This window comes from Streptomyces sp. NPDC059957 (genome assembly GCF_042730015.1).
Classification (GTDB): Bacteria; Actinomycetota; Actinomycetes; order Streptomycetales; family Streptomycetaceae; genus Streptomyces.
Window position 1 is genome coordinate 99816 of sequence record NZ_JBHWMB010000012.1, and the last position, 22645, is coordinate 122460.

The 22645-nt window shown below is 72.1% G+C and carries 20 protein-coding genes; 16 read left to right on the forward strand and 4 right to left on the reverse strand.

The annotated features are described in order from the left end of the window. Positions 1 to 187: 187 nt before the first annotated feature. From ACFWBW_RS11020 to ACFWBW_RS11060, 9 genes are all read left to right on the forward strand, one after another. Positions 188 to 913: a thioesterase II family protein gene (locus ACFWBW_RS11020; protein WP_385370481.1), complete on the forward strand. Its 726-nt coding sequence runs from the start codon at positions 188 to 190 to the stop codon at positions 911 to 913. A gap of 153 nt (positions 914 to 1066) precedes the next feature. Continuing rightward, a complete protein-coding gene (locus tag ACFWBW_RS11025; RefSeq protein ID WP_385370483.1) occupies positions 1067 to 3049 on the forward strand; it encodes an acyl-CoA dehydrogenase family protein in 1983 nt (660 codons plus the stop codon). 103 nt (positions 3050 to 3152) lie between these two features. After that, on the forward strand, positions 3153 to 4469 hold the full coding sequence (locus ACFWBW_RS11030) for a hypothetical protein (protein ID WP_385370485.1): 1317 nt from the start codon (positions 3153 to 3155) through the stop codon (positions 4467 to 4469). A gap of 20 nt (positions 4470 to 4489) precedes the next feature. Next, positions 4490 to 5743: a 1-deoxy-D-xylulose-5-phosphate reductoisomerase gene (gene dxr, locus ACFWBW_RS11035; RefSeq protein ID WP_385370486.1), complete on the forward strand. Its 1254-nt coding sequence runs from the start codon at positions 4490 to 4492 to the stop codon at positions 5741 to 5743. Next, complete coding sequence (locus ACFWBW_RS11040; RefSeq protein WP_385370487.1) at positions 5740 to 7041, forward strand: M50 family metallopeptidase; 1302 nt, start codon at positions 5740 to 5742, stop codon at positions 7039 to 7041. Before dxr ends, ACFWBW_RS11040 begins: the two co-directional genes overlap by 4 nt. 197 nt (positions 7042 to 7238) lie before the next feature. After that, complete coding sequence (gene ispG / locus ACFWBW_RS11045) at positions 7239 to 8396, forward strand: flavodoxin-dependent (E)-4-hydroxy-3-methylbut-2-enyl-diphosphate synthase (RefSeq protein WP_243337575.1); 1158 nt, start codon at positions 7239 to 7241, stop codon at positions 8394 to 8396. Positions 8397 to 8567: 171 nt separating this feature from the next. Then, positions 8568 to 9413 (forward strand): GNAT family N-acetyltransferase, encoded by an 846-nt coding sequence (locus ACFWBW_RS11050; RefSeq protein ID WP_385370489.1) that lies wholly within the window; start codon positions 8568 to 8570, stop codon positions 9411 to 9413. A gap of 103 nt (positions 9414 to 9516) precedes the next feature. After that, positions 9517 to 10086: a GNAT family N-acetyltransferase gene (locus ACFWBW_RS11055; protein ID WP_385370552.1), complete on the forward strand. Its 570-nt coding sequence runs from the start codon at positions 9517 to 9519 to the stop codon at positions 10084 to 10086. An 80-nt stretch (positions 10087 to 10166) separates the two neighbouring features. Continuing rightward, positions 10167 to 11870 carry a proline--tRNA ligase gene (locus tag ACFWBW_RS11060; protein ID WP_385370491.1) on the forward strand — a complete coding sequence of 568 codons (1704 nt, stop codon included), beginning with the start codon at positions 10167 to 10169 and terminating at the stop codon, positions 11868 to 11870. A 137-nt stretch (positions 11871 to 12007) separates the two neighbouring features. Here the strand turns inward: ACFWBW_RS11060 and ACFWBW_RS11065 are convergent, their stop codons facing one another. Genes ACFWBW_RS11065 through ACFWBW_RS11080 form a run of 4 tightly spaced genes read right to left on the reverse strand, consistent with a single transcriptional unit; the run spans position 12008 to position 15035 of the window. After that, positions 12008 to 12979, reverse strand: a complete 972-nt coding sequence (locus ACFWBW_RS11065; RefSeq protein ID WP_385370493.1) for a slipin family protein — start codon at positions 12977 to 12979, stop codon at positions 12008 to 12010. Between the two features lie 46 nt (positions 12980 to 13025). Further along, the gene (locus ACFWBW_RS11070; RefSeq protein ID WP_385370495.1) at positions 13026 to 13928 is read right to left on the reverse strand and encodes an aminoglycoside phosphotransferase family protein; all 903 of its coding nucleotides are present in this window, start codon (positions 13926 to 13928) and stop codon (positions 13026 to 13028) included. Between the two features lie 52 nt (positions 13929 to 13980). Further along, the gene (locus tag ACFWBW_RS11075; RefSeq protein ID WP_385370497.1) at positions 13981 to 14448 is read right to left on the reverse strand and encodes a ferritin-like domain-containing protein; all 468 of its coding nucleotides are present in this window, start codon (positions 14446 to 14448) and stop codon (positions 13981 to 13983) included. Next, on the reverse strand, positions 14445 to 15035 hold the full coding sequence (locus ACFWBW_RS11080; RefSeq protein ID WP_385370499.1) for a hypothetical protein: 591 nt from the start codon (positions 15033 to 15035) through the stop codon (positions 14445 to 14447). Before ACFWBW_RS11080 ends, ACFWBW_RS11075 begins: the two co-directional genes overlap by 4 nt. A gap of 165 nt (positions 15036 to 15200) precedes the next feature. Between ACFWBW_RS11080 and rimP the strand changes: the two genes are divergently transcribed. From rimP to truB, 7 genes are all read left to right on the forward strand, one after another. Continuing rightward, complete coding sequence (rimP, locus tag ACFWBW_RS11085; RefSeq protein WP_266904030.1) at positions 15201 to 15698, forward strand: ribosome maturation factor RimP; 498 nt, start codon at positions 15201 to 15203, stop codon at positions 15696 to 15698. A gap of 2 nt (positions 15699 to 15700) precedes the next feature. After that, the gene (nusA, locus tag ACFWBW_RS11090) at positions 15701 to 16792 is read left to right on the forward strand and encodes a transcription termination factor NusA (protein ID WP_385370501.1); all 1092 of its coding nucleotides are present in this window, start codon (positions 15701 to 15703) and stop codon (positions 16790 to 16792) included. A gap of 188 nt (positions 16793 to 16980) precedes the next feature. After that, positions 16981 to 17268, forward strand: a complete 288-nt coding sequence (locus ACFWBW_RS11095; RefSeq protein ID WP_266881406.1) for a YlxR family protein — start codon at positions 16981 to 16983, stop codon at positions 17266 to 17268. Positions 17269 to 17419: 151 nt separating this feature from the next. Further along, on the forward strand, positions 17420 to 20581 hold the full coding sequence (infB, locus tag ACFWBW_RS11100) for a translation initiation factor IF-2 (RefSeq protein ID WP_385370503.1): 3162 nt from the start codon (positions 17420 to 17422) through the stop codon (positions 20579 to 20581). 165 nt (positions 20582 to 20746) lie between these two features. Further along, entirely contained in the window at positions 20747 to 21040 is a 294-nt protein-coding gene (locus tag ACFWBW_RS11105) for a DUF503 domain-containing protein (RefSeq protein ID WP_030161467.1), read from the forward strand. 28 nt (positions 21041 to 21068) lie between these two features. After that, positions 21069 to 21542, forward strand: coding sequence for a 30S ribosome-binding factor RbfA (rbfA, locus tag ACFWBW_RS11110; protein ID WP_385370505.1), 474 nt, complete (start codon positions 21069 to 21071; stop codon positions 21540 to 21542). After that, a complete protein-coding gene (gene truB / locus ACFWBW_RS11115) occupies positions 21542 to 22450 on the forward strand; it encodes a tRNA pseudouridine(55) synthase TruB (RefSeq protein ID WP_385370506.1) in 909 nt (302 codons plus the stop codon). The genes rbfA and truB overlap by 1 nt, the downstream gene beginning before the upstream one ends. Positions 22451 to 22645 lie beyond the last annotated feature (195 nt).

The following is a 22645-nucleotide window of genomic DNA, read 5'->3' on the forward strand; positions in this document are numbered from 1 at the left end:
TTCTTTTCTTTTTTTCCCTGGGGGCGTGGGTTTTCGGGGCCCCTCCCCCCCCCCCCCCCCCGGCCCCCGGAGCCCCCGCCCCCCGGCCCCGCAGGCCGCGGACGCCGTGTGGCAGGGTCGTGAGCGCCCGGATGCGCGGCTCCACGCCGCCGGGCGAGACGATCCCGGCCGACGAATCGAGTCGCACGTGTCCTACCTGGTCCGCCACCGTCCCGTTGCAGAGCCCGCCCTGCGCCTGGTGTGCTTCCCGCACGCGGGAGGCGGTGCGGGCTTCTTCCGCGACTGGCCCCGGCACCTGGATCCTTCGGTCGAAGTCGTGGCGGTGCGGTACCCGGGACGCGAAACCCGCATGGGCGAGGCGCTGATCCCGACGATGGACGCGCTGGCACCGCAGGTCGCCGCGGAACTCCTGGCCGAGACTCCCGTGCCCACGGTGCTCCTCGGCCACAGCATGGGCGCGGCCGTGGCGTACGAGAGCCTCCTGCGCCTCGAAGCCGCCGGGGCGGACCACGTCACGCGCCTGTGCGTCTCGGGCCGCGGACTCCCGGCGCCCACTGCCGTGCTCCCGCCGCGCACCGACGAAGAGCTGATCGCGGCCGTCACCGACCTGGGCGGTCCCCACGTGGAGGTCTGGAACAACCCGGAACTGCGCGAACTGTTCCTGCCGGTCATCCGCAACGACTTCCGCCTGATCGACACCTACCGCCGCCGCGAGGACGCTCCGCTGCTGCGCGCGGACGTCGTGGCCCTCACGGGTGACAGCGACCCCCGCGTCACCCCGCTCGGCGCCCGGGCATGGTCGACGGTCACCACGGGCGCCTTCGCCTCGCACGTCTTCGAGGGCGGCCACTTCTACCTCGTCCCGCACGCGGAGCAGGTCGCCCGCCTGGCCGCGGCCCGTCCCGGCGCCTGAGCGCGCCTGAGCCCGCGGCCGCGTGCGCCGATGGGGGGATGCTCCGGACGTCCCCCTTTTACCGCCGCTTCCCCGCCGCCCGAAACGGGTACGACTCACTGGTAGCACCCACCGGTAAGCACCCCCTCTCTCGGCGGCGAGGTGAGCCCCCTCATGTCCGCAACACAGCCCGGCGACAGCGAGACCCAGCCCGCACGGCCCGTACGGCCCGCACAGCCCAAGGTGACCGAGCGCGAGGCACGGCAGGTCGCGGAAGCGGCCCGGGAACAGAACTGGCAGCGGCCGAGCTTCGCCAAGGAGCTGTTCCTCGGGCGGTTCCGGCTCGACCTGATCCACCCCCACCCGCTCCCCGCCGAGGAGGACGTCCGGCGCGGGGAGGCCTTCCTGGCCAGGCTGCGGGAGTTCTGCGAGACCTCCATCGACGGGGCGCGCATCGAGCGCGAGGCGAAGATCCCCGACGAGACCGTGCGCGGGCTCAAGGAGCTCGGCGCGCTCGGCATGAAGATCGACCCGAAGTACGGGGGCCTCGGCCTCACCCAGGTCTACTACAACAAGGCGCTCGCCCTCGTAGGCTCCGTCAGCCCGGCCATCGGCGCCCTGCTCTCCGCCCACCAGTCGATCGGCGTACCGCAGCCGCTGAAGATGTTCGGCACCCAGGAGCAGAAGGACACCTACCTGCCGCGCTGCGCGACCACCGCCATCAGCGCCTTCCTCCTCACCGAGCCGGACGTCGGCTCCGACCCGGCGCGGCTGGCCACCACGGCGGTCCCGGACGGGGAGGACGCGTACGTCCTGGACGGCGTGAAGCTCTGGACCACCAACGGGGTCGTCGCCGACCTGCTCGTCGTCATGGCCCGGGTCCCCAAGAGCGAGAACCACCGCGGCGGGATCACCGCCTTCGTCGTCGAGGCCGACTCGCCGGGCATCACCGTCGAGCACCGCAACGCCTTCATGGGCCTGCGCGGCCTGGAGAACGGCGTCACCCGCTTCCACCGGGTCAGGGTCCCCGCGGCCCAGCGCATCGGCGCCGAGGGCGCCGGCCTGAAGATCGCGCTGACCACGCTGAACACCGGCCGGCTGTCGCTGCCCGCCATGTGCGTGGGCGCGGGGAAGTGGTGCCTGAAGATCGCCCGCGAATGGTCCGGCGTACGCGAGCAGTGGGGACGGCCGGTCGGCCTGCACGAGGCCGTCGGCGCCAAGATCTCCTTCATCGCGGCCACCACCTTCGCCCTGGAGGCCGTGGTCGACCTGGCCTCCCAGATGGCCGACGAGGACCGCAACGACATCCGCATCGAGGCCGCCCTCGCCAAGCTCTACGGCTCCGAGATGGCCTGCCTGATGGCCGACGAGCTGGTCCAGATCCGCGGCGGGCGCGGCTTCGAGACCGCCGAGTCCCTCGCCGCCCGCGGCGAGCGGGCCGTGCCGGCCGAGCAGATGCTCCGCGACCTGCGCATCAACCGGATCTTCGAGGGATCCACGGAGATCATGCACCTGCTGATCGCCCGCGAGGCCGTGGACGCCCACCTGTCGGTGGCCGGCGACCTCATCGACCCGGAGAAGGCCCTGGGCGACAAGGCGAAGGCGGGCGCCCGCGCCGCCGGGTTCTACGCCCGCTGGCTGCCGCAGCTCGCCACCGGCGCCGGACAGGTCCCCGGGACCTACCGGGCCTTCCACCCGAGCGGCCACCCCGACCTCGCCACCCATCTGCGCTACGTCGAGCGCGGGTCGCGCAAACTCGCCCGGTCGACCTTCTACGCCATGTCCCGCTGGCAGGGCCGGATGGAGACCAAGCAGGGGTTCCTCGGCCGGATCGTCGACATCGGCGCCGAGCTCTTCGCGATGAGCGCGGCCTGCGTGCGCGCCGAGCACCTGCGGGCCTGCGGAGAGCACGGCCGCGAGGCCTACCAGCTGGCCGACGCCTTCTGCCGGCAGTCCCGGCTCCGGGTGGAGGAGCTCTTCGGGCGGCTCTGGGACAACACCGACGACCTGGACCGCAAGGTGGTCGCCGGGGTCCTGAACGGCACCTACACCTGGCTGGAGGAGGGAGTCCTGGACCCTTCCGGCGACGGCCCGTGGATCGCCGACGCCACCCCCGGCCCCTCCACCCGCGAAAACGTCCACCGGCCACTGCGCTGACCTGAAATCATCGCCGGACATCGGACAGATGTACGAGGATGAGTAGGGGTACCGGTACGGGTACGGGTACCCCCACCAGCACAGCGCGAGGCGGACGAGAACGATGCCGACGGCCGAGGAAGACCGCACCAGCCGACGGCTGGCCTGGTGCGTGGCGCACGTCCTGCGCCACGCACCGGACCACGTCGTCACCGACATGATCGGCCGGCTCGACGAGCCCGCCTTCAAGTACCTGTGCCGGGACGAATGGCTGGCGGCCTCGACCGTCACCCTGCTGCTCCGCCACGGAAGCGAGGCCGCCCGCAGCTACGTCGCCCGCAACCCCCGCGTCGTGGGCCGCCCGCTGCCCGGCCTGCCCGGGCCCGCCCGGTACGCCCGCCGCCGGACCCCGCCCGAACTCCTGCCGGTGCTCCGCGCCGAGCTCGGCCGGGACCCCGGCGAGGAGCCGCTCACCGCGGCCGAGCTCATCGGCCTGCTGCGCCGGCACGGCCGCCGGCCACGGGTCGCGCTGGACGTCCTGGCGCTCCGCCACGACCCGGACCCGGAGCCGCTGCTCGCCGAACACCTCCGCCTGCCCCTGCCGGCCGGCTCCGTCGAAGCCCTGCTGCTCGCCCTGGACCTGTCCCGGGACGCCGTCCACGGCCTGCTCGCCTCCGCGGCGCCGGACGAGCGCTTCTGGTACCGGCCCGCCGTCCGCGCCGTGCGGATGGGCCGGGTCACGCACGAGGAGCTCGTCGCCCACGTGGCCCCCGCGCACCGCACCCTGCTCCTCGCCGGCCTGACCCGGTCCAGCGGCCTGCGCTGGACCCTGCCCGAGCGGACGGGGATGCGCACCGCCGTCGCCCGGGCGCTGCGCCCCCTGCGCGACGACCCCCGGCTCTGGTCGGAGCTGCTGCGCCACGCCCCCGGCTTCCCGGGCACCCTGCCGGTGCTGGTGGCCCGGATCGTTCGCGGCACCCTGGCGGAGCCCGCCGACGGAGCACCGGTCCCCGGGCTCGCCGAGGCGGTGCGCTCCGTGGCGCCCCGGGCCGCCGAGCCCGTCGCGGGCGTGGACCGCGAACTGGCCCTGGCCAGCCTCGCGGTGCCCATGGAGTCCGTGCAGGAGGACATCCGGTGGGTGCGCGACTGCCTCGCCCGGGGGCTGCTCACCGGCGAGGACGTGATCCGGCACAAGGCGCCCGCCTGCTGGGCCCTGGACGAGGACCACTGGCTGGGTGAGGTGGACCACCCCGACCGTCACGAACCGGCCGCCCCGGTGCTCGCCGCACGGTCCGAGGCCGACCGGCTGTTCGCGCTGGCCCTCGGCTCCGATCCGGACGCCTGGTGGCGGGTGGCCAGTACCCTCCCGGACTTCGCCGGGACGCTCCCGCACCTTCTCCTTCGGGTCACGGAAGGGGGCTCAGTGTCCGGGCGCCCCTGAGTTGCGGCAACAATGGGTCCATGAGCGACCGCCCATCCCCCCTCGCCGATCCGCACCTCCTCTTCGACCCCGCGGCCGGCCGTCGGGACATCGTCATCCTCGGCTCCACCGGGTCCATCGGGACCCAGGCCATCGACCTCGCCCTGCGCAACCCGGACCGGTTCCGGGTCACGGCCCTGTCCGCCGCCGGCGGCCGGGTCGCGCTGCTGGCCGAGCAGGCCCGGCTGCTGCGCGTGAAGACCGTGGCCGTCGCGCGCGAAGACGTCGTACCGGCCCTCAAGGAGGCGCTGGACGCCGAGTACGGCGCCGGCGAACCGCTGCCCGAGATCCTCGCCGGACCGGACGCGGCGACCGAGCTGGCCGCCTCCGAGTGCCACACCGTGCTCAACGGCATCACCGGTTCCATCGGCCTCGCGCCCACCCTCGCCGCGCTGAAGGCCGGGCGGACGCTGGCCCTCGCCAACAAGGAGTCGCTGATCGTCGGCGGCCCGCTGGTGAAGGCCCTGGCGAAGCCGGGCCAGATCATCCCGGTCGACTCCGAGCACGCGGCGCTCTTCCAGGCCCTCGCCGCCGGCACCCGCGCCGAGGTGCGCAAACTCGTGGTCACCGCCTCCGGCGGGCCCTTCCGCGGCCGCACCCGCGCCGAGCTGGCCTCGGTCACGGTGCAGGACGCACTGGCCCACCCGACCTGGGCGATGGGCCCGGTGATCACCGTGAACTCGGCGACCCTGGTCAACAAGGGCCTCGAGGTCATCGAGGCGCACCTGCTCTACGACATCCCCTTCGAGCGGATCGAGGTCGTGGTCCACCCGCAGTCGTACGTGCACTCCATGGTGGAGTTCACGGACGGCTCCACGCTGGCCCAGGCCACTCCGCCGGACATGCGCGGCCCGATCGCGATCGGCCTCGGCTGGCCCCAGCGGGTCCCGGACGCGTCCACCGCCTTCGACTGGACCAAGGCGTCCACCTGGGAGTTCTTCCCGCTGGACACGGAGGCCTTCCCGGCGGTGGGCCTGGCCCGGCACGTCGGCGCCCTGGGCGGTACCGCGCCCGCCGTGTTCAATGCGGCGAACGAGGAGTGCGTAGAGGCCTTCCTGGCCGGTCGGCTCCCGTTCACAGCAATCATGGATACGGTCTCTGCCGTGGTCGATGAGCACGGGACCCCGGCCAGGGGAACTCTTCTCACGGTCGCGGACGTCCTTGAAGCGGAGACCTGGGCCAGGGCCCGGGCACAGGAGATGGCGGCGCGGGCCGCCGTGGAGGCGCGCGCATGACCGTACTGCTGACCCTGATCGGCGTGCTCGTATTCGTCGTCGGGCTGCTCTTCTCGATCGCCTGGCACGAGCTCGGCCACCTCTCCACGGCCAAGCTCTTCGGCATCCGCGTGCCCCAGTACATGGTCGGCTTCGGCCGGACCATCTGGTCGCGCAAGAAGGGCGACACGGAGTACGGGCTCAAGGCCATCCCGATGGGCGGCTACATCCGCATGATCGGGATGTTCCCGCCGGGCGAGGACGGCAAGATCACCGCCCGCTCCACGTCGCCGTTCCGCTCGATGATCGAGGACGCGCGCTCGGCGGCGTACGAGGAACTGCAGCCGGGCGACGAATCGCGGCTCTTCTACACGCGCAAGCCGTGGAAGCGCGTGATCGTGATGTTCGCGGGCCCGTTCATGAACCTGGTCCTGGCGATGGCGATCTTCTTCGGCGTGTGGATGACCTTCGGGGTGCAGCAGACGACCACCCAGGTCCAGACCGTCACCGATTGCGTCATCAAGCAGAGCGAGAACCGCGACACCTGCCGGGCCGGAGACCCGGCGGCCCCGGGCAAGGCCGCCGGCCTCCAGGTCGGCGACAAGATCGTGGGCTTCCAGGGCAAGCCGATCGAGGACTGGGCCACCCTGCAGAAGAACATCCGCGACACCATCGGACCCGCCACCCTCACCGTCCTGCGCGACGGGCAGAAGGTCACCCTCCAGGCGAGCCTCGTGGAGAACCGGGTGGGCAAGACCGACGGCCACGGCGGCTACGTCAAGGGCGAGTACGTCTCGGCCGGCTATCTCGGCGTCGGCCCGAAGTCCGTGATCGCCCCGCTCACCTTCACCCAGTCCGCGGACCGGGTCGGCGAGGTCGTCCAGAGCAGCGTGCAGGGCCTGGCCGAGCTTCCGAGCAAGATCCCGGCCCTGTGGAACTCGGTCTTCAACGGAGCCGAGCGCGAGGCCGACTCCCCGATGGGCATCGTCGGCGCGGCCCGGATCAACGGGGAGATCGCCACGCTGGACATTCCGAGCGAGCAGCGGGTGTCGATCATGCTGAACGTGCTGGGCATGTTCAACCTCTCCCTCTTCCTGTTCAACATGCTGCCCCTGCTGCCCCTGGACGGCGGGCACATCGCGGGCGCCCTGTGGGAGTCGGTGCGGCGGGCCTTCGCCCGGGTCTTCCGGCGCGCCGACCCGGGCCCGTTCGACGTGGCGAGGCTGATGCCCGCGGCGTACGTGGTGGCCGGGGTCTTCCTCTGCTTCACCTTGCTGGTGCTGGCCGCGGATGTGGTCAACCCCATCAAAATCACCTGATCGAAAGCTCGTCGGATCGTCGTACGGGACACCCGTACAGCATGCGGACCGGAGCCGGGCACGCATCGTGCCCGGCTCCCTACGTTCGGGTGGCACACCCCCTGCGATGCGCGGGAGCCGTGCCGGTTGGCGTAATCTCGGACGCTGGGGCCCGCCGATCCCGGCACCTATATCCACACCTTGGGGTTGCACAGCAGATGACTGCCATCTCTCTCGGAATGCCGGCCGTGCCGACGAAGCTCGCCGACCGCAGGGTCAGCCGAAAGATCCAGGTCGGCTCGGTGGCCGTCGGCGGCGACGCGCAGATCTCCGTGCAGTCGATGACCACCACCAGGACCTCCGACATCGGGGCCACGCTCCAGCAGATCGCCGAGCTGACCGCTTCCGGCTGCGACATCGTCCGCGTGGCATGCCCGACGCAGGACGACGCCGACGCGCTCGCCGTGATCGCGAAGAAGTCGAACATCCCGGTCATCGCAGACATCCACTTCCAGCCGAAGTACGTGTTCGCCGCGATCGACGCCGGCTGCGCCGCCGTCCGCGTGAACCCCGGCAACATCAAGCAGTTCGACGACAAGGTCAAGGAGATCGCGCGCGCCGCCAAGGACGCCGGTACCCCGATCCGGATCGGCGTCAACGCAGGCTCGCTCGACGCGCGGCTGCTGAAGAAGTACGGCAAGGCCACGCCCGAGGCGCTGGTTGAGTCCGCACTGTGGGAGGCCTCCCTCTTCGAGGAGCACGGCTTCAGCGACATCAAGATCTCGGTCAAGCACAACGACCCGGTGGTCATGGTCAACGCCTACCGCCAGCTGGCCGCCCAGTGCACCTACCCGCTGCACCTCGGCGTCACCGAGGCCGGACCGGCGTTCCAGGGCACGATCAAGTCCGCAGTCGCCTTCGGCGCGCTGCTCTCCGAGGGCATCGGCGACACGATCCGCGTCTCGCTGTCGGCCCCGCCGGTGGAGGAGATCAAGGTCGGCATCCAGATCCTGGAGTCGCTGAACCTCAAGCCGCGCCGCCTGGAGATCGTCTCCTGCCCGTCCTGCGGGCGTGCGCAGGTGGACGTCTACAAGCTGGCCGAGGAGGTCACGGCGGGCCTGGAGGGCATGGAGGTCCCGCTGCGCGTCGCGGTCATGGGCTGCGTCGTCAACGGCCCCGGCGAGGCCCGTGAGGCCGACCTGGGCGTCGCCTCCGGCAACGGCAAGGGCCAGATCTTCGTCAAGGGCGAGGTCATCAAGACGGTCCCCGAGTCGAAGATCGTCGAGACCCTCATCGAAGAGGCGATGAAGATCGCCGAGCAGATGGAGAAGGACGGCGTGATGTCGGGCGAGCCGACGGTCGCCATCGGCGTCTAGCTTCCCGCAGCAGGTGACGGGCCCGGAGCCGCAGGTGCGGCTCCGGGCCCGTCGGCATGCCGGCCTCCGGGCCGTCCGCGCCCCGGAGGCCGCCCCGAGGGGCCTCGGGGGCATCTCGGAGCCGCTCCGGGTACAGTGCGGAGATCAGCAGACTTGCATGGTGAGGCCCCAGTGTTGACGCAGACCACCACCCGGGTCCTCGAGCCCAGTGATCTCGACGCCGCGCTCGAGATCCTCGGCCGTGAGCCGGTCCAGAACGCCTTCGTCACCTCCCGGGTCCAGATCGCCGGGCTCGACCCGTGGCGCCTGGGCGGCGAGATGTGGGGCTGGTACGCCGACGGCGAGCTCCGCTCCCTCTGCTACGCCGGCGCCAACCTGGTGCCCGTCTGCGCCGAACCCGACGCGGTACGGGCCTTCGCCGACCGCGCCCGGCGCACCGGCCGCCGCTGCTCCTCCATCGTCGGCCCCGCCGAGGCCACCGGCCTGCTCTGGCAGCTCCTGGAGCCCAGCTGGGGCCCGGCCCGCGACGTCCGCTCCTGCCAGCCGCTCATGGTCATGGAGCAGCCGTCCACCGCGGTGTCCGCCGATCCCCGGGTCCGGCGGATCCGCAAGGACGAGATGGACCTGATCATGCCCGCCTGCGTGGCCATGTTCACCGAAGAGGTCGGCATCTCCCCGATGACCGGCGACGGCGGCCTGCTCTACCAGGCCCGGGTCGCCGAGCTGGTCGCAAGCGGCCGTTCCTTCGCCCGCGTCCAGGACGGCAAGGTCGTCTTCAAGGCCGAGATCGGCGCCGCGACCTCCCGCGCCTGCCAGATCCAGGGCGTCTGGGTGGCCCCCGAGTTCCGCGGCCGCGGGCACTCCGAGACCGGGATGGCCGCCGTCGTCGCGTACGCGCTGCGGGACGTGGCCCCCGTGGTCAGCCTGTACGTCAACGACTTCAACACCGCCGCGCGCGCCTCCTACCGCCGGGTCGGCTTCCGCGAGGTCGGCGCGTTCATGAGCGTGCTGTTCTGAGCGGATCGCCGCCCCGTGCGCGCCGATCCGACCGTCCTGTTCCGATCTTCCCGCTCCGATCTTCCTGTCCGACGCCGCGGTCGGCCAGTAAGGTCGCCGCATGATGCCAACCCCCGCGGGAGACGACCCCGGCCGGCCCGCCGGACTGCGCATCGGGCCCCTCGACCTCGCCGCCCGGGTCGACGAGGCCCTGCGCGTGCAGGCCATGGCCTTCGGGCTCAGCGAGGAGGAGGTCGGCATCCGGCGCTACATCGTCCAGCGCCACATGACCTGCCGCGGCGCCCGCGCGCTCGGCGCCTTCACCGACGACGGGGTGCTCGCAGGATTCGTCTACGGCATGCCCAACGACCGCATGCACTGGTGGTCCGGAATCGTCGAGCCCTACCTGCGCACCGGCGGCCACGAGGGCTGGCTCGACGGCTCCTTCGTGATCACCGAGCTCCACGTGCACCCCGGGTTCCAGGGCAATGGCGTCGGCCGCGCCCTCATCACGCGGATCACCGACGCCGCCGCCGAGGAGCGCTCGATCCTCTCCGCGATCGACACCGAAAGCCCCGCCCGCGGGCTCTACCGCTCGCTGGGCTACACGGACCTCGCCCGCCAGGTCCTCTTCCCGAGCGCGAGCCTCCCGTACGCCGTCATGGGCGCCCCGCTGCCGCTGCGCAGGCCCTGACCCGCCCGACCCGCCCGCCCCGGCCCCCATGGCCCTCAAAGCGTTTCCGTGGCCCCCGTGGACCCCGGTAGCCTCCCGTCATGTCAACGCAACACGTGCAGCGCATGTCCCGCCTCATGGCCAAGACCCTCCGCGAGGACCCCGCCGACGCGGAAACCCTCAGCCACCGCCTCCTGGTCCGGGCCGGCTACGTCCGGCGCAGCTCCGCCGGCGTGTGGAGCTGGCTGCCGCTCGGCAAGCGGGTCCTGGACAACGTCTCGCGCATCGTCCGCGAGGAGATGGACGGGATCGGGGCGCAGGAAGTGCTGCTCCCGGCGCTGCTGCCGAAGGAGCCGTACGAGGTCAGCGGGCGCTGGTCCGAGTACGGCGACCTGCTCTTCCGGCTCAAGGACCGCAAGGGCGCGGACTACCTGCTCGGCCCCACCCACGAGGAGATCTTCACCCTGGTGGTCAAGGACCAGTGCACGTCCTACAAGGACCTGCCGGTCATGCTGTACCAGATCCAGACCAAGTACCGGGACGAGGCGCGCCCCCGCTCCGGCGTCCTGCGCGGCCGCGAGTTCCAGATGAAGGACTCGTACTCCTTCGACGTGTCCGACGAGGGCCTGGCGGAGTCCTACCGGCTCCACCGCGAGGCCTACGTACGCATCTTCGAGCGGCTCGGCCTCGACCACCGGGTCGTGTCGGCGGTCTCGGGCGCGATGGGCGGCTCGGCGTCGGAGGAGTTCCTGGCACCGGCCCAGGCGGGCGAGGACACCTTCGTGGACTGCCCCTCCTGCGACTACGCGGCCAACACGGAGGCGGTGACCTTCGCCCTGACCCCGGTCGCGGGGGAGCACGGCCCGCTGGAAGAGATCCCGACCCCCGACACCCCCACCATCGAGACCCTGGCGGCGCACCTGGGCGTCCCCGCCTCCGCGACGCTGAAGAACCTCCTCGTGAAGGTGGACGGCGAGATCACCGCCGTCGGCGTGCCGGGCGACCGGGAGGTCGACCTGGGCAAGCTCGGGGAGCACCTGGCCCCGGCGGTCGTGGAGCTGGTGACGGCGGAGGACTTCACCGGCCGGCCCGACCTCGTACGCGGCTACGTGGGCCCGCAGGGCCTGGAGAAGGTCCCCTACCTCGCCGACCCGCGCATCGCGCCGGGCACCGCCTGGGTGACGGGCGCCAACAAGCCCGATACGCACGCGCGGAACGTGGTCTGCGGGCGCGACTTCGAGGTGGACCGGTACCTGGACGTGGTCGTCGTCGAGGAGGGCGACCCCTGCCCCTCCTGCGGCGCCGGGCTGCGGCTCGACCGGGCCATCGAGATCGGGCACATCTTCCAGCTCGGCCGGAAGTACGCCGACGCGTTCGGGCTCGACGTCCTCGGCAAGGAGGGCAAGCCGGTCCGGGTCACGATGGGCTCCTACGGAATCGGCGTCTCCCGCGCGGTGGCCGCGCTGGCCGAGCAGACGGCGGACGAGCGGGGCCTGTGCTGGCCCGCCTCGGTCGCCCCGGCCGACGTGCACGTCGTGGCGGCGGGCAAGGCGGTGCCGCTCGCCCTCGCGGAGTCGGCGGCGGATTCCCTGGCCGGGGCGGGTCTGCGCGTCCTCCTGGACGACCGGCCCGGCCTGTCACCCGGGGTGAAGCTGACGGACGCGGAGCTCATCGGGGTCCCGTGGATCCTGGTGGCGGGCCGCCGGTCCGCCGACGAGGTGGTCGAGCTCCAGGACCGCCGCGCCGGCACCCGCGAGGAACTCCCCTTGGCAGAGGCCCTGACCAGGCTGACCGGCACCGCGTAGCCTTGCGCGTCAAACGCCGGCGGGGCTGGATTTGCCGCTGCGCGGCAGAATTCAGCCCGTCCGGCGTTTGAGGACCGGGTCCGGGCGGAGCCCGGGGAACGGTGGAAGGGCGGGTAGGGGACGGCTCCGCGCAGCGCCTACCCGCGCGCGTCCGGCTCCGCAGGCGGGGACCCGTCGAGGCAGGGCTCTACGAGCGCCCCGGGGCCGAGCCCCGCGGCGGCATCCGGCGGCACCGCTGCCGGGGCAGGGGCCGCCGCGATGCTCGCAGACGGCACCACCGGGGCAGGGGCCGACGTACCCGGGGGCGGCTCCACCGGCGGAGGGCCCGCAGTGGCAGGCGCCGCAGGTGCAGGGGCCGCGCGTTCCAGGAAGCGCAGGAGTTCCACCGGGAACGGGAGGACCAGGGTGGAGTTCTTCTCCGCGGCGACGGCCACGACCGTCTGGAGCAGGCGCAGCTGAAGCGCCGCAGGCTGCTCCGACATGACCTCCGCCGCCTCCGCCAGCTTCCTCGACGCCTGGAGCTCCGCGTCCGCGTTGATGATCCGCGCCCGCCGCTCCCGGTCGGCCTCCGCCTGCCGCGCCATCGACCGCTTCATCGTCTCGGGCAAGGACACGTCCTTGATCTCCACCCGGTCGATCTGGACGCCCCAGCCCACCGCCGGACTGTCGATCATCAGCTCCAGGCCCTGGTTGAGCTGCTCCCGGTTGGACAGCAGATCGTCCAGGTCGGACTTGCCGATGATCGACCGCAGCGAGGTCTGCGCCATCTGGGAGACGGCGAACCGGTAGTCCTCGACCTCGATGATCGCGTTGGCCGCGTCCACCACCTTGAAGTACACGACCGCGTCCACCCGCACCGTGACGTTGTCCCGGGTGATCCCCTCCTGGGCGGGCACCGGCATCGTCACGATCTGCATGTTGACCTTGCGCAGCCGGTCCACGACCGGGACCACGAAGGTGAAGCCGGGCCCCCGGATGCCGCCCCGCAGCCGGCCCAGGCGGAAGACCACGCCCCGCTCGTACTGCTTCACCACCCGGGCGGCGGCGCCCAGGTAGGCCACGATCCCGACGCCCGCGACGGCGCCCGCTGTGAGCAGTTCCTGGAGCATGGCGTCCTCCTGCCGGGCAGGTCCCCCCCCACAGGGGTGTTATGCCCTACAACCAGCCCGCGAACTCCAGCAGCAGCTCCGCGTCCCGCCGCCGGCCGGCGGCCAGCGCCCGGTTGCCCGATTCGACGGCCCGGAACAGCGTCCAGCCCCGCAGCCGGTCCCGGTCCACCTCCAGGGCGTCGGCCAGCTTGTTCACCCGCCGGCGGGCGCCCGAGGCCCCCGCCGAGGAGGCCATCTGGTCCTCCAGCCGGTCCCGTACGAGCCGGGCCAGGTCGTAGGCCCGCTCGCCGACCATCGGGTCCGGGCCCACCGCCAGCCACGGGGCGCGCTCGCCGGAGAGGACCTTGCCCTGCCGGAAGTTCCCGTGCAGCAGCAGCTCCTCGGCCGGCGCCGCCATCAGCTCCTCGCGGGCCGCCAGCGCCGCCGAGGCCAGCTCCGCAGCCTCCGGGGGAGCCTTGCGGAGCACCTCGGCCTGCTCGGCGGTGCGCTCGGCGACCGTCTCCCAGCCGTGCCCCTGCGCCGGGGCCACCCACAGTCTGCGCAGCGTGCCGCAGGCCTCCAGCAGCGCCTTCGCCTCCGGCAGCGAGCGCAGCGAGACCTCGGGGTGCAGCCGCTCCAGCAGCAGCGCCCCGTCCTCCTCGTGGTGGCGCGTGTCGAGGACCCGTACCGCCCCGAAGCCGCCCCAGTGGGCCAGCGCGGCCAGTTCCCGGTCGGGCCGGAGCCCCGGCGGGGCCAGCTTCAGCGCGGCCGGGGTCCCGTCGGCGTACCGGACGAGGACGACCAGGCTGCTGCGGCCGCCGGGGGCCTGGACCCGCTGGGCGTGTACCCCGCGCCGGGCCAGCGCCCCCTCCGCCAGCTGGGGGAGCTGCCCCAGCCAGTCCGAGACGTGCGCCGATTCCGGCAGCTCGCCGAGCGCCCGTACGAGCCGCTGCGGCGGTTCGAAAGCCATGCGTGCGTGGTCCCTTTCAGCTGTGCCCGGGCTCGTCGCGCATGCTTGCGCGCTAGGTCCGCGGTGTGTCCGCGCGTTCCGTGAGCCCAGGGAAGGCTACGCCGCCACCGCGCCAGCGTGCCGCGCGCACGGCCGCGGCGGTGAGCGCGTCAGCCGCCTCGCGGCGCAACTGGCCCTCGGCGGCGCGCACCAGATCGGAGTACGCGCCCGCCACCCGGTCCTCGATCCCGGCGGCCAGCCGCTCGGCGTCGGCGGGCGTGCGCACGATGAACGGCAGGGTGTACGCGGCCTCCGAGGGACGGGGGGAACCGCCCAGCTCACGCACGGTGCGGGCGAGCGCGTCACGGCGCGCGAGGTGGCCGCCGTACGCCTCGCGGGCCTCGGCGGAGCGGGCGGCGCCGGCCCGGGCCCCGATCACGCCGTAGCCGTACGCGGCCGCGTGCTCGGCGGCGAGGGCGGCCTGCGCCGCCTCCAGGACCTGGCCGGCGGGGGAGGCGGAGGGAGCGGGGGCGGAGGTCACGAGGAGGCTCCCGGGTTCGAGGTCAGCAGGTACGCGTGCACGTGGCCGCACGCCGCCACCGAGGCGAGCATCCGGGCCAGCTCCCCGGGGGCGCCGGCCAGGGAGATCGTCCGGGCCTCGGCCAGGCTCCGCTCGGCGTCCGCGAGGGCGGTCAGCGCGTCGGCGGGCGCGGGGGGCACCGCCGCGGCGGACGGGGGCGGAGCGGCGGCCGCGGCGCCGGACGGGACGGGTGAGGAGGGGGACGAGGCGGAGGCGGAGGAGGCCGGGGCCGTGGACCGGGAAGGCGAGGACGACGACGCCGGGGACCGGGACCCCTCGTCGGCGAGGGCCGCCGTATGGGCCGCGACCGAGGCGCGCAGCGGTGCGAGGCGCGCGGCGAGGGCCGGATGGGCCGCGGTCGTCGCGTCGTAACGTTCCAGCAGTCGCTCGCTCTCACGAACGGCCGTCTCACGCATCCGCCGTTCGAGTGGAACCTCGGGGGCCGCGGCGGGCGGCCCGTCGTCGGAGCAACCGCTGAGCAGCGCGGCTCCGGCGATGCCCGCGGCACCGGCGAGCAGGCCTCTTCGCGACGGCAGGATCGAGGGCACGGGGACGTCCTTCGGTGTTGGCCGGGCTGATGGCCGGCAGGGTGTGATCACGGTACCCGGGGCCCCGTCCACAGCGCGGACGGCAACACCCCCCGCGACCGGATACCCTTTGACCTGACGCACGACGGAAACCACAACAGCACACGCGGCCGAGGAGTCACCCGGATGAGCACCACCCAGAGCGACAGGCTGCGCGCATTGCTGGAGCCGCTCGTCGCCGCCAAGGGCCTGGACCTCGAAGAGATCGAGACGTCCAAGGCGGGCAAGCGCCGGATGCTGCGCATCATCGTGGACTCCGACGAAGGCGTGGAGCTGGACGCGTGCGCCGAGCTGAGCCGCGAGGTCTCCGACCTGCTGGACGAGACCGACGCGATGGGTGAGGACGAGTACGTCCTCGAAGTGAGCTCGCCGGGCGCTGACCGCCCGCTGACCGAGCACCGTCACTACATCCGGGCGATCGGCCGGCTCGTGAAGTTCCAGACGTCGGACGGCGGGGAAGTGATCGCCCGCATCCTCGACGTCGACGACGAGGGCATGGACCTCGAAGTCCCGGGCGTGAAGGGCCGCAAGGCGACCGCCCGCCGCATCGTATTCACCGACATCGCCAAGGCGCGTGTCGAGATCGAGTTCAACCGCAAGGACAAGAAGGAAGAGGAGGCGTAGTCGTGGACATCGACATGAGTGCCCTGCGGGGTCTGGTTCGGGAGAAGGAGATTTCCTTCGACCTGCTCGTCGAAGCGATCGAGTCGGCCCTCCTCATCGCGTACCACCGCACCGAGGGAAGCTTCCGGCGCGCACGCGTCGTGCTCGACCGCACCAACGGTCACGTGATCGTGTGGGCGACCGAGGACCCGAGGGACCTGGAAGAGGGCCAGGAGGCCAAGGAGTTCGACGACACCCCGTCGGACTTCGGCCGCATCGCCGCGACGACCGCCAAGCAGGTGATCCTCCAGCGTCTGCGCGACGCCGAGGACGACCTGACCTTCGGCGAGTTCCTGGGCCGCGAGGGTGATGTCATCACCGGCGTGGTGCAGCAGGGCAAGGACCCGAAGAACGTCCTCGTCGACATCGGCAAGATGGAGGCCATGCTGCCGGTGCAGGAGCAGGTCCCCGGCGAGGAGTACACGCACGGACTGCGCCTGAAGTCGTACGTCGTGCGGGTGGCGAAGGGTGTCCGCGGCCCGTCCGTGACCCTGTCGCGCACCCACCCGAACCTGGTGAAGAAGCTGTTCTCGCTGGAGGTCCCGGAGATCGCCGACGGCAGCGTCGAGATCTGCGCGATCGCCCGTGAGGCCGGTCACCGCACCAAGATCGCCGTCCGCGCCAACCGCTCCGGCCTCAACCCGAAGGGCGCCTGCATCGGCCCGATGGGCAGCCGCGTGCGCAACGTGATGGCCGAGCTGCACGGTGAGAAGATCGACATCGTCGACTGGTCGGACGACCCGGCGGAGATGGTCGCCAACGCCCTGTCACCCGCCCGGGTGAGCAAGGTCGAGGTCGTGGACTGGGACACCCGGTCCGCGCGGGTGACCGTGCCCGACTACCAGCTGTCGCTGGCCATCGGCAAGGAGGGCCAGAACGCCCGCCTCGCCGCTCGCCTGACCGGCTGGCGCATCGACATCCGTCCCGACACCGAGCAGCCCTCGGACGGGGATGACCGCGACCGCGGCGAGCGCCGTGACGACCGCGGTGAGCGGGGCGACGACCGCCGGGACGAGCGCCGCGACGACCGTCGCGACGAGCGCCGCGGGGAATAAAACCGCTACCGCCCGGAGCTGTCCGGGCGGTACACAGGAACGGCAGGGGCGACAAGAGCCCTGCTCGACGTGCACGGCCGTCCGCCGCCGAGGTTTCGGCGGCGTGACCCGGCACTAGTGATCACGACAACATCCGTTCGATTTTTCGCCCGAAGGGGTGAGGTCGGTGCGGGGAGGTAGACTTAAGCGTGTCTGGCCGGACGCAAGCCCGCGCATGCCCCGAACGCACCTGTGTGGGGTGTCGGGAGCGAGCGGCCAAGAGCGATCTGCTGCGCATCGTGGCGGTCGGTGACAAATGTGTCTCCGATCCTCGCGGTACGCTGCCCGGCCGGGGTGCCTACGTGCACCCCGCCGTGGTCTGCCTCGACCAGGCTGTCCGCCGTAGGGCGTTCTCCCGGGCCTTCAAGTCCGCAGGACCGTTCGACACGGCGGAACTGCACAATGCCGTGGCCGATGAGGCCGAGGCGACACCGTAAGCACGTAGTACGGCACGGATCACCGTGCGGTCAGGTACCTCGCGAGTTGGAAGTAGGTCGAGATTGCGATGAGCACCCCTCGATGAGTACGCGATGAGTACGAGCATGAAGTAGAGACGGTCCGGCGTAACCCGGACCTAAAAGGAGCGAAGTGGCTAAGGTCCGGGTATACGAACTCGCCAAGGAGTTCGGAGTTGAGAGCAAGGTCGTCATGGCCAAGCTCCAGGAACTCGGTGAGTTCGTCCGTTCGGCGTCCTCGACGATCGAGGCGCCGGTCGTACGCAAGTTGACCGACGCATTGCAGGGTCCCGGCGGCAACGCCGGCAAGGCCCCTGCGAAGCCTGGCGCGCCCCGTAGCGCGGCGCCCGCCAAGCCCGGGGCCCCGACCCCGGGTCCCGCACGATCCGCTGCGCCGAAGCCCGGCGCACCGGCCCCCAAGCCGGTCGTCGCAGAGGCTCCGGCCCCCGCAGCGCCCGCCCCGGTGACCCCGACCGCCGCCCCCGGTGGTCCGCGTCCCGGTCCCAAGGCTCCGGCCGCCCCGAAGCCCGCTCCGGCGGCTCCCGTGGCGACCGAGTTCTCCGCGCCCCCGGCGGCTCCGGCCGCCGCGGCTCCGGCGCGCACCGACCGTCCCGCCGGTCCCGGCGCGACCCCCGGTCCGCGTCCGGCGCAGCAGCGCCCCGAGCGTCCGGCGGCCCAGGGTGGCCAGTCCGGCGCCCGTCCCGGCGCCCCGCGTCCGGCCGGTGCCGCTCCGGCGCGCACCGAGCGTCCCGCAGGTCCCGGTGCCTCGGCGCCGCGTCCGCAGGGCGCCCGTCCGGCCGGTCCCCGTCCGGGCAACAACCCGTTCACCTCTGGTGGCTCCACCGGCATGGCGCGCCCGCAGGCGCCCCGTCCGGCCGGCGCTCCCCGTCCCGGCGCCCCCGGCGCCGGTGACCGCCAGGGTGGCGCTCCCCGTCCGCAGGGCGGCCCCGGCGGCGCTCCGCGTCCGCAGGGTGCCGGTGCAGGCCGTCCGACCCCGGGCGGCATGCCGCGTCCGCAGGGCGGCGCCCCGCGTCCCGGTGGTGCTCCCGGTGGTAACCGTCCCAACCCGGGCATGATGCCGCAGCGTCCCGCTGCCGGTGGTCCCGGTCCCCGTCCCGGTGGCGGCCCCGGTGGCCGTGGTCCCGGTGCCGGTGGTCCCCGTCCCGGCGGTGCCGGTGGCGCGGGTCGTCCCGCGGGCGGCGGCTTCGCCGGTCGTCCGGCCGGTCCGGGCTCGCGTCCGGGTGGCGGCGGCGGCTTCGGCGGTCCCCGTCCCGGTGGTGGCGGCTTCGGCGGCGGTCCGGCCGGTGCCGGTGGCGGCGGCCGTCCCGGCTTCGCCGGGCGTCCCGGTGGTCCCAATGCCCGTGGTGGCACGCAGGGTGCCTTCGGCCGTCCCGGTGGTCCCGCGCGTCGTGGACGCAAGTCCAAGCGCCAGCGTCGCCAGGAATACGAGGCCATGCAGGCCCCGTCGGTCGGCGGCATCATGCTGCCGCGTGGTCACGGCGAGACCGTTCGCCTGTCCCGCGGTGCCTCCCTCACCGACTTCGCGGAGAAGATCAACGCCAACCCGGCGTCGCTCGTCGCCGTGATGATGAACCTCGGCGAGATGGTCACTGCCACGCAGTCCGTCTCCGACGAGACCCTCGAAATGCTGGCCGGCGAGATGAACTACGTCGTTCAGATCGTCAGCCCGGAGGAAGAGGACCGCGAGCTCCTCGAGGGCTTCGACATCGAGTTCGGCGAGGACGAGGGCGGCGAGGAATTCCTCATGCCGCGTCCGCCGGTCGTGACCGTCATGGGTCACGTCGACCACGGTAAGACCCGACTGCTCGACGCCATCCGCAAGACGAACGTCGTTGCGGGCGAGGCCGGTGGCATCACGCAGCACATCGGTGCGTACCAGGTCGGTACCGAGGTCAACGGTGAAGAGCGCAAGATCACCTTCATCGACACCCCCGGTCACGAGGCGTTCACCGCCATGCGTGCCCGTGGTGCCAAGTCGACCGACATCGCGATCCTCGTGGTCGCGGCCAACGACGGCGTGATGCCGCAGACGATCGAGGCGCTCAACCACGCCCAGGCCGCCGGCGTTCCGATCGTCGTCGCGGTCAACAAGATCGACGTCGAGGGTGCCGACCCGGTCAAGGTGCGCGGTCAGCTCACCGAGTTCGGTCTGGTCGCCGAGGAGTACGGCGGCGACACGATGTTCGTCGACATCTCCGCCAAGCAGGGTCTGAACATCGACTCCCTGCTCGAGGCCGTCGTCCTCACCGCCGACGCCTCGCTCGACCTGCGCGCCAACCCGGAGCAGGACGCTCAGGGTATTGCGATCGAGTCCCACCTCGACCGCGGCCGCGGTGCCGTTGCCACCGTCCTCGTCCAGCGCGGTACCCTCCGCGTCGGCGACACGATGGTCGTGGGCGACGCCTACGGCCGAGTGCGCGCCATGCTCGACGACAAGGGCAACAACGTCGAGGAAGCGGGTCCCGCGACCCCCGTCCTGGTCCTGGGTCTCACCAACGTCCCCGGCGCCGGCGACAACTTCCTCGTCGTCGACGAGGACCGCACCGCCCGTCAGATCGCCGAGAAGCGTGCTGCGCGTGAGCGCAACGCCAACTTCGCCAAGCGCGTCCGCCGGGTGTCCCTGGAAGACCTCGACTCGGTCCTCAAGGCCGGTCTGGTCCAGGAACTCAACCTCATCATCAAGGGCGACGCGTCCGGTGCGGTGGAGGCTCTCGAGTCCTCGCTGCTCCAGCTCGACGTCGGCGAAGAGGTCGACATCCGCGTCCTGCACCGCGGTGTGGGTGCGGTCACCGAGTCCGACATCAACCTGGCGATGGGCTCCGACGCCATCGTCATCGGCTACAACGTCCGTGCGGCCGGCCGTGCCGCGCAGATGGCGGAGCGCGAGGGTGTCGACGTCCGCTACTACTCGGTGATCTACCAGGCCATCGAGGAGATCGAGGCGGCTCTCAAGGGTCTCCTCAAGCCGGAGTACGAAGAGGTCGAGCTCGGTACGGCGGAGGTCCGCGAGGTCTTCCGCTCGTCCAAGCTGGGCAACATCGCCGGTGTCCTCATCCGGTCCGGCGAGGTCAAGCGCAACACCAAGGCGCGGCTCCTGCGCGATGGCAAGGTCATCGCCGAGAGCCTCACCATCTCTGGTCTGCGCCGCTTCAAGGACGACGTCACCGAGATCCGCGAAGGCTTCGAGGGCGGTATCAACCTCGGTAACTTCAACGACATCAAGATCGACGACGTCATCGCGACGTACGAGATGCGCGAGAAGCCCCGCGCGTAAGCGCGAGGCGGTGTTCGCACCGTGTCGTAGGTAGCTGTAACACCGGGGCCGGTCGGCGGAATATCCGTCGATCGGCCCCGGCCGTTGCGTGTACGGTTCTGATGACCCTGCCGCGCGACGGCCGGCAGGCCACCGAACCCGCACCGGCGGGATATCCGGAACTGCATGTACGTGGGGACTCTGTCCTTCGATCTGCTCCTCGGCGACGTTCACTCGCTGAAGGAGAAACGCTCCGTCGTCCGGCCCATCGTGGCCGAGCTCCAGCGCAAGTTCTCTGTGAGCGCGGCCGAAGTGGGTGACCAGGACCTGCACCGCAGGGCCCGTATAGGGGTCGCTCTGGTGAGTGGGGACACGGGGTTCCTCTCGGATGTACTGGACCGCTGCGAGCGGCTGGTCGCGGCACGTCCGGAAGTGGAGCTGCTGTCGGTACGACGACGGCTCCACGGTGATGAAGACTGACCGCAAGACTTGAGAAGGAGACGGACCAGTGGCCGACAATGCGCGGGCGAAGAAGCTGGCGGACCTCATCCGGGAGGTGGTGGCCGAGAAGCTGCAGCGCGGCGTCAAGGACCCCCGCCTCGGTACGCACGTGACCATCACGGACACCAGGGTCACCGGCGACCTGCGGGAGGCCACGGTCTTCTACACGGTGTACGGCGACGACGAGGCGCGGGTCAGCGCGGCAGCGGGCCTGGAGAGCGCCAAGGGCGTACTGCGCTCCGCGGTCGGCCGGGCGGCGCAGACCAAGTTCACGCCGACCCTGACGTTCGTGGCGGACGCCCTTCCGGAGACCGCCAAGAGCATCGAGGACCTCCTCGAGAAGGCGCGGACCTCCGACGCCCAGGTGCGCGAGGTCTCCTCGGGCGCGAAGTACGCCGGCGAAGCCGACCCGTACAAGAAGCCCGACGAGGACGACGACGACGCCGACGGCTCTGACGAAGACGGGGACGCATCCGCGTAATGAGCACCAACGCAGGGAAGACTCCGGACGGCCTGATCATCGTCGACAAGCCGTCCGGATTCACTTCGCACGACGTGGTCGCCAAGATGCGCGGGATCGCCAAGACCCGCCGCGTCGGCCACGCCGGCACGCTCGACCCGATGGCGACGGGCGTGCTGGTCCTGGGCGTCGAGAAGGCCACCAAGCTCCTCGGCCACCTCGCGCTCACGGAGAAGGAGTACCTCGGCACCATCCGGCTGGGCCAGAACACCCTGACGGACGACGCCGAGGGCGAGATCACCTCGTCCACGGACGCCTCCGGGGTCACCCGCGAGGGCGTGGACGCCGGTATCGCCAAGCTGTCCGGCGCGATCATGCAGGTCCCGTCGAAGGTCAGCGCCATCAAGATCAAGGGCGTGCGCTCCTACAAGCGCGCCCGCGACGGCGAGGACTTCGAGATCCCGGCCCGCCCGGTGACGATCTCCTCGTTCCAGGTGTACGACATGCGGGAGGCGGAGGCCGAGGACGGCACCAAGGTCGTCGACCTCGTCGTCTCCGTGGTCTGCTCCAGCGGTACGTACATCCGCGCGCTCGCGCGGGACCTCGGCGCCGACCTCGGCGTCGGCGGGCACCTCACGGCGCTGCGGCGCACGCGGGTGGGCCCGTACAAGATCGACCGGGCGCGCACGCTCGACCAGCTCCAGGAGGAGCTGACCGTCATGCCGATCGGCGACGCGGCGGCTGCCGCGTTCCCGCGCTGGGAGCTCGACGCCCGGCGGGCGTCGCTGCTGGCGAACGGCGTGCGGATCGACATGCCGGACGAGTACGAGCCCGGCAAGGCCGTCGCGGTCTACGGGCCGGACGGGCAGCTGCTCGGGCTCGTGGAGAGCAAGGGCGGCAAGGCGAAGTCGCTCGCCGTCTTCGCCTGACCCCCTCCCCCGATGCTGTTCCCCGGCCGGCCTTCGGGCCGGCCGGTTCTCGTTTGACGTGGAGGGGTGGGGGGCCACAAAACTCCGCCCCCCGCTCCACCACCCCCCCCCGGTCGCCCTCTGCCCACCCCGAACCCCCTCCTCCCCCCGCCAAACAAGCGATCGGGGTGAAGGGAGGGGGGGTAAGGGGGGGTC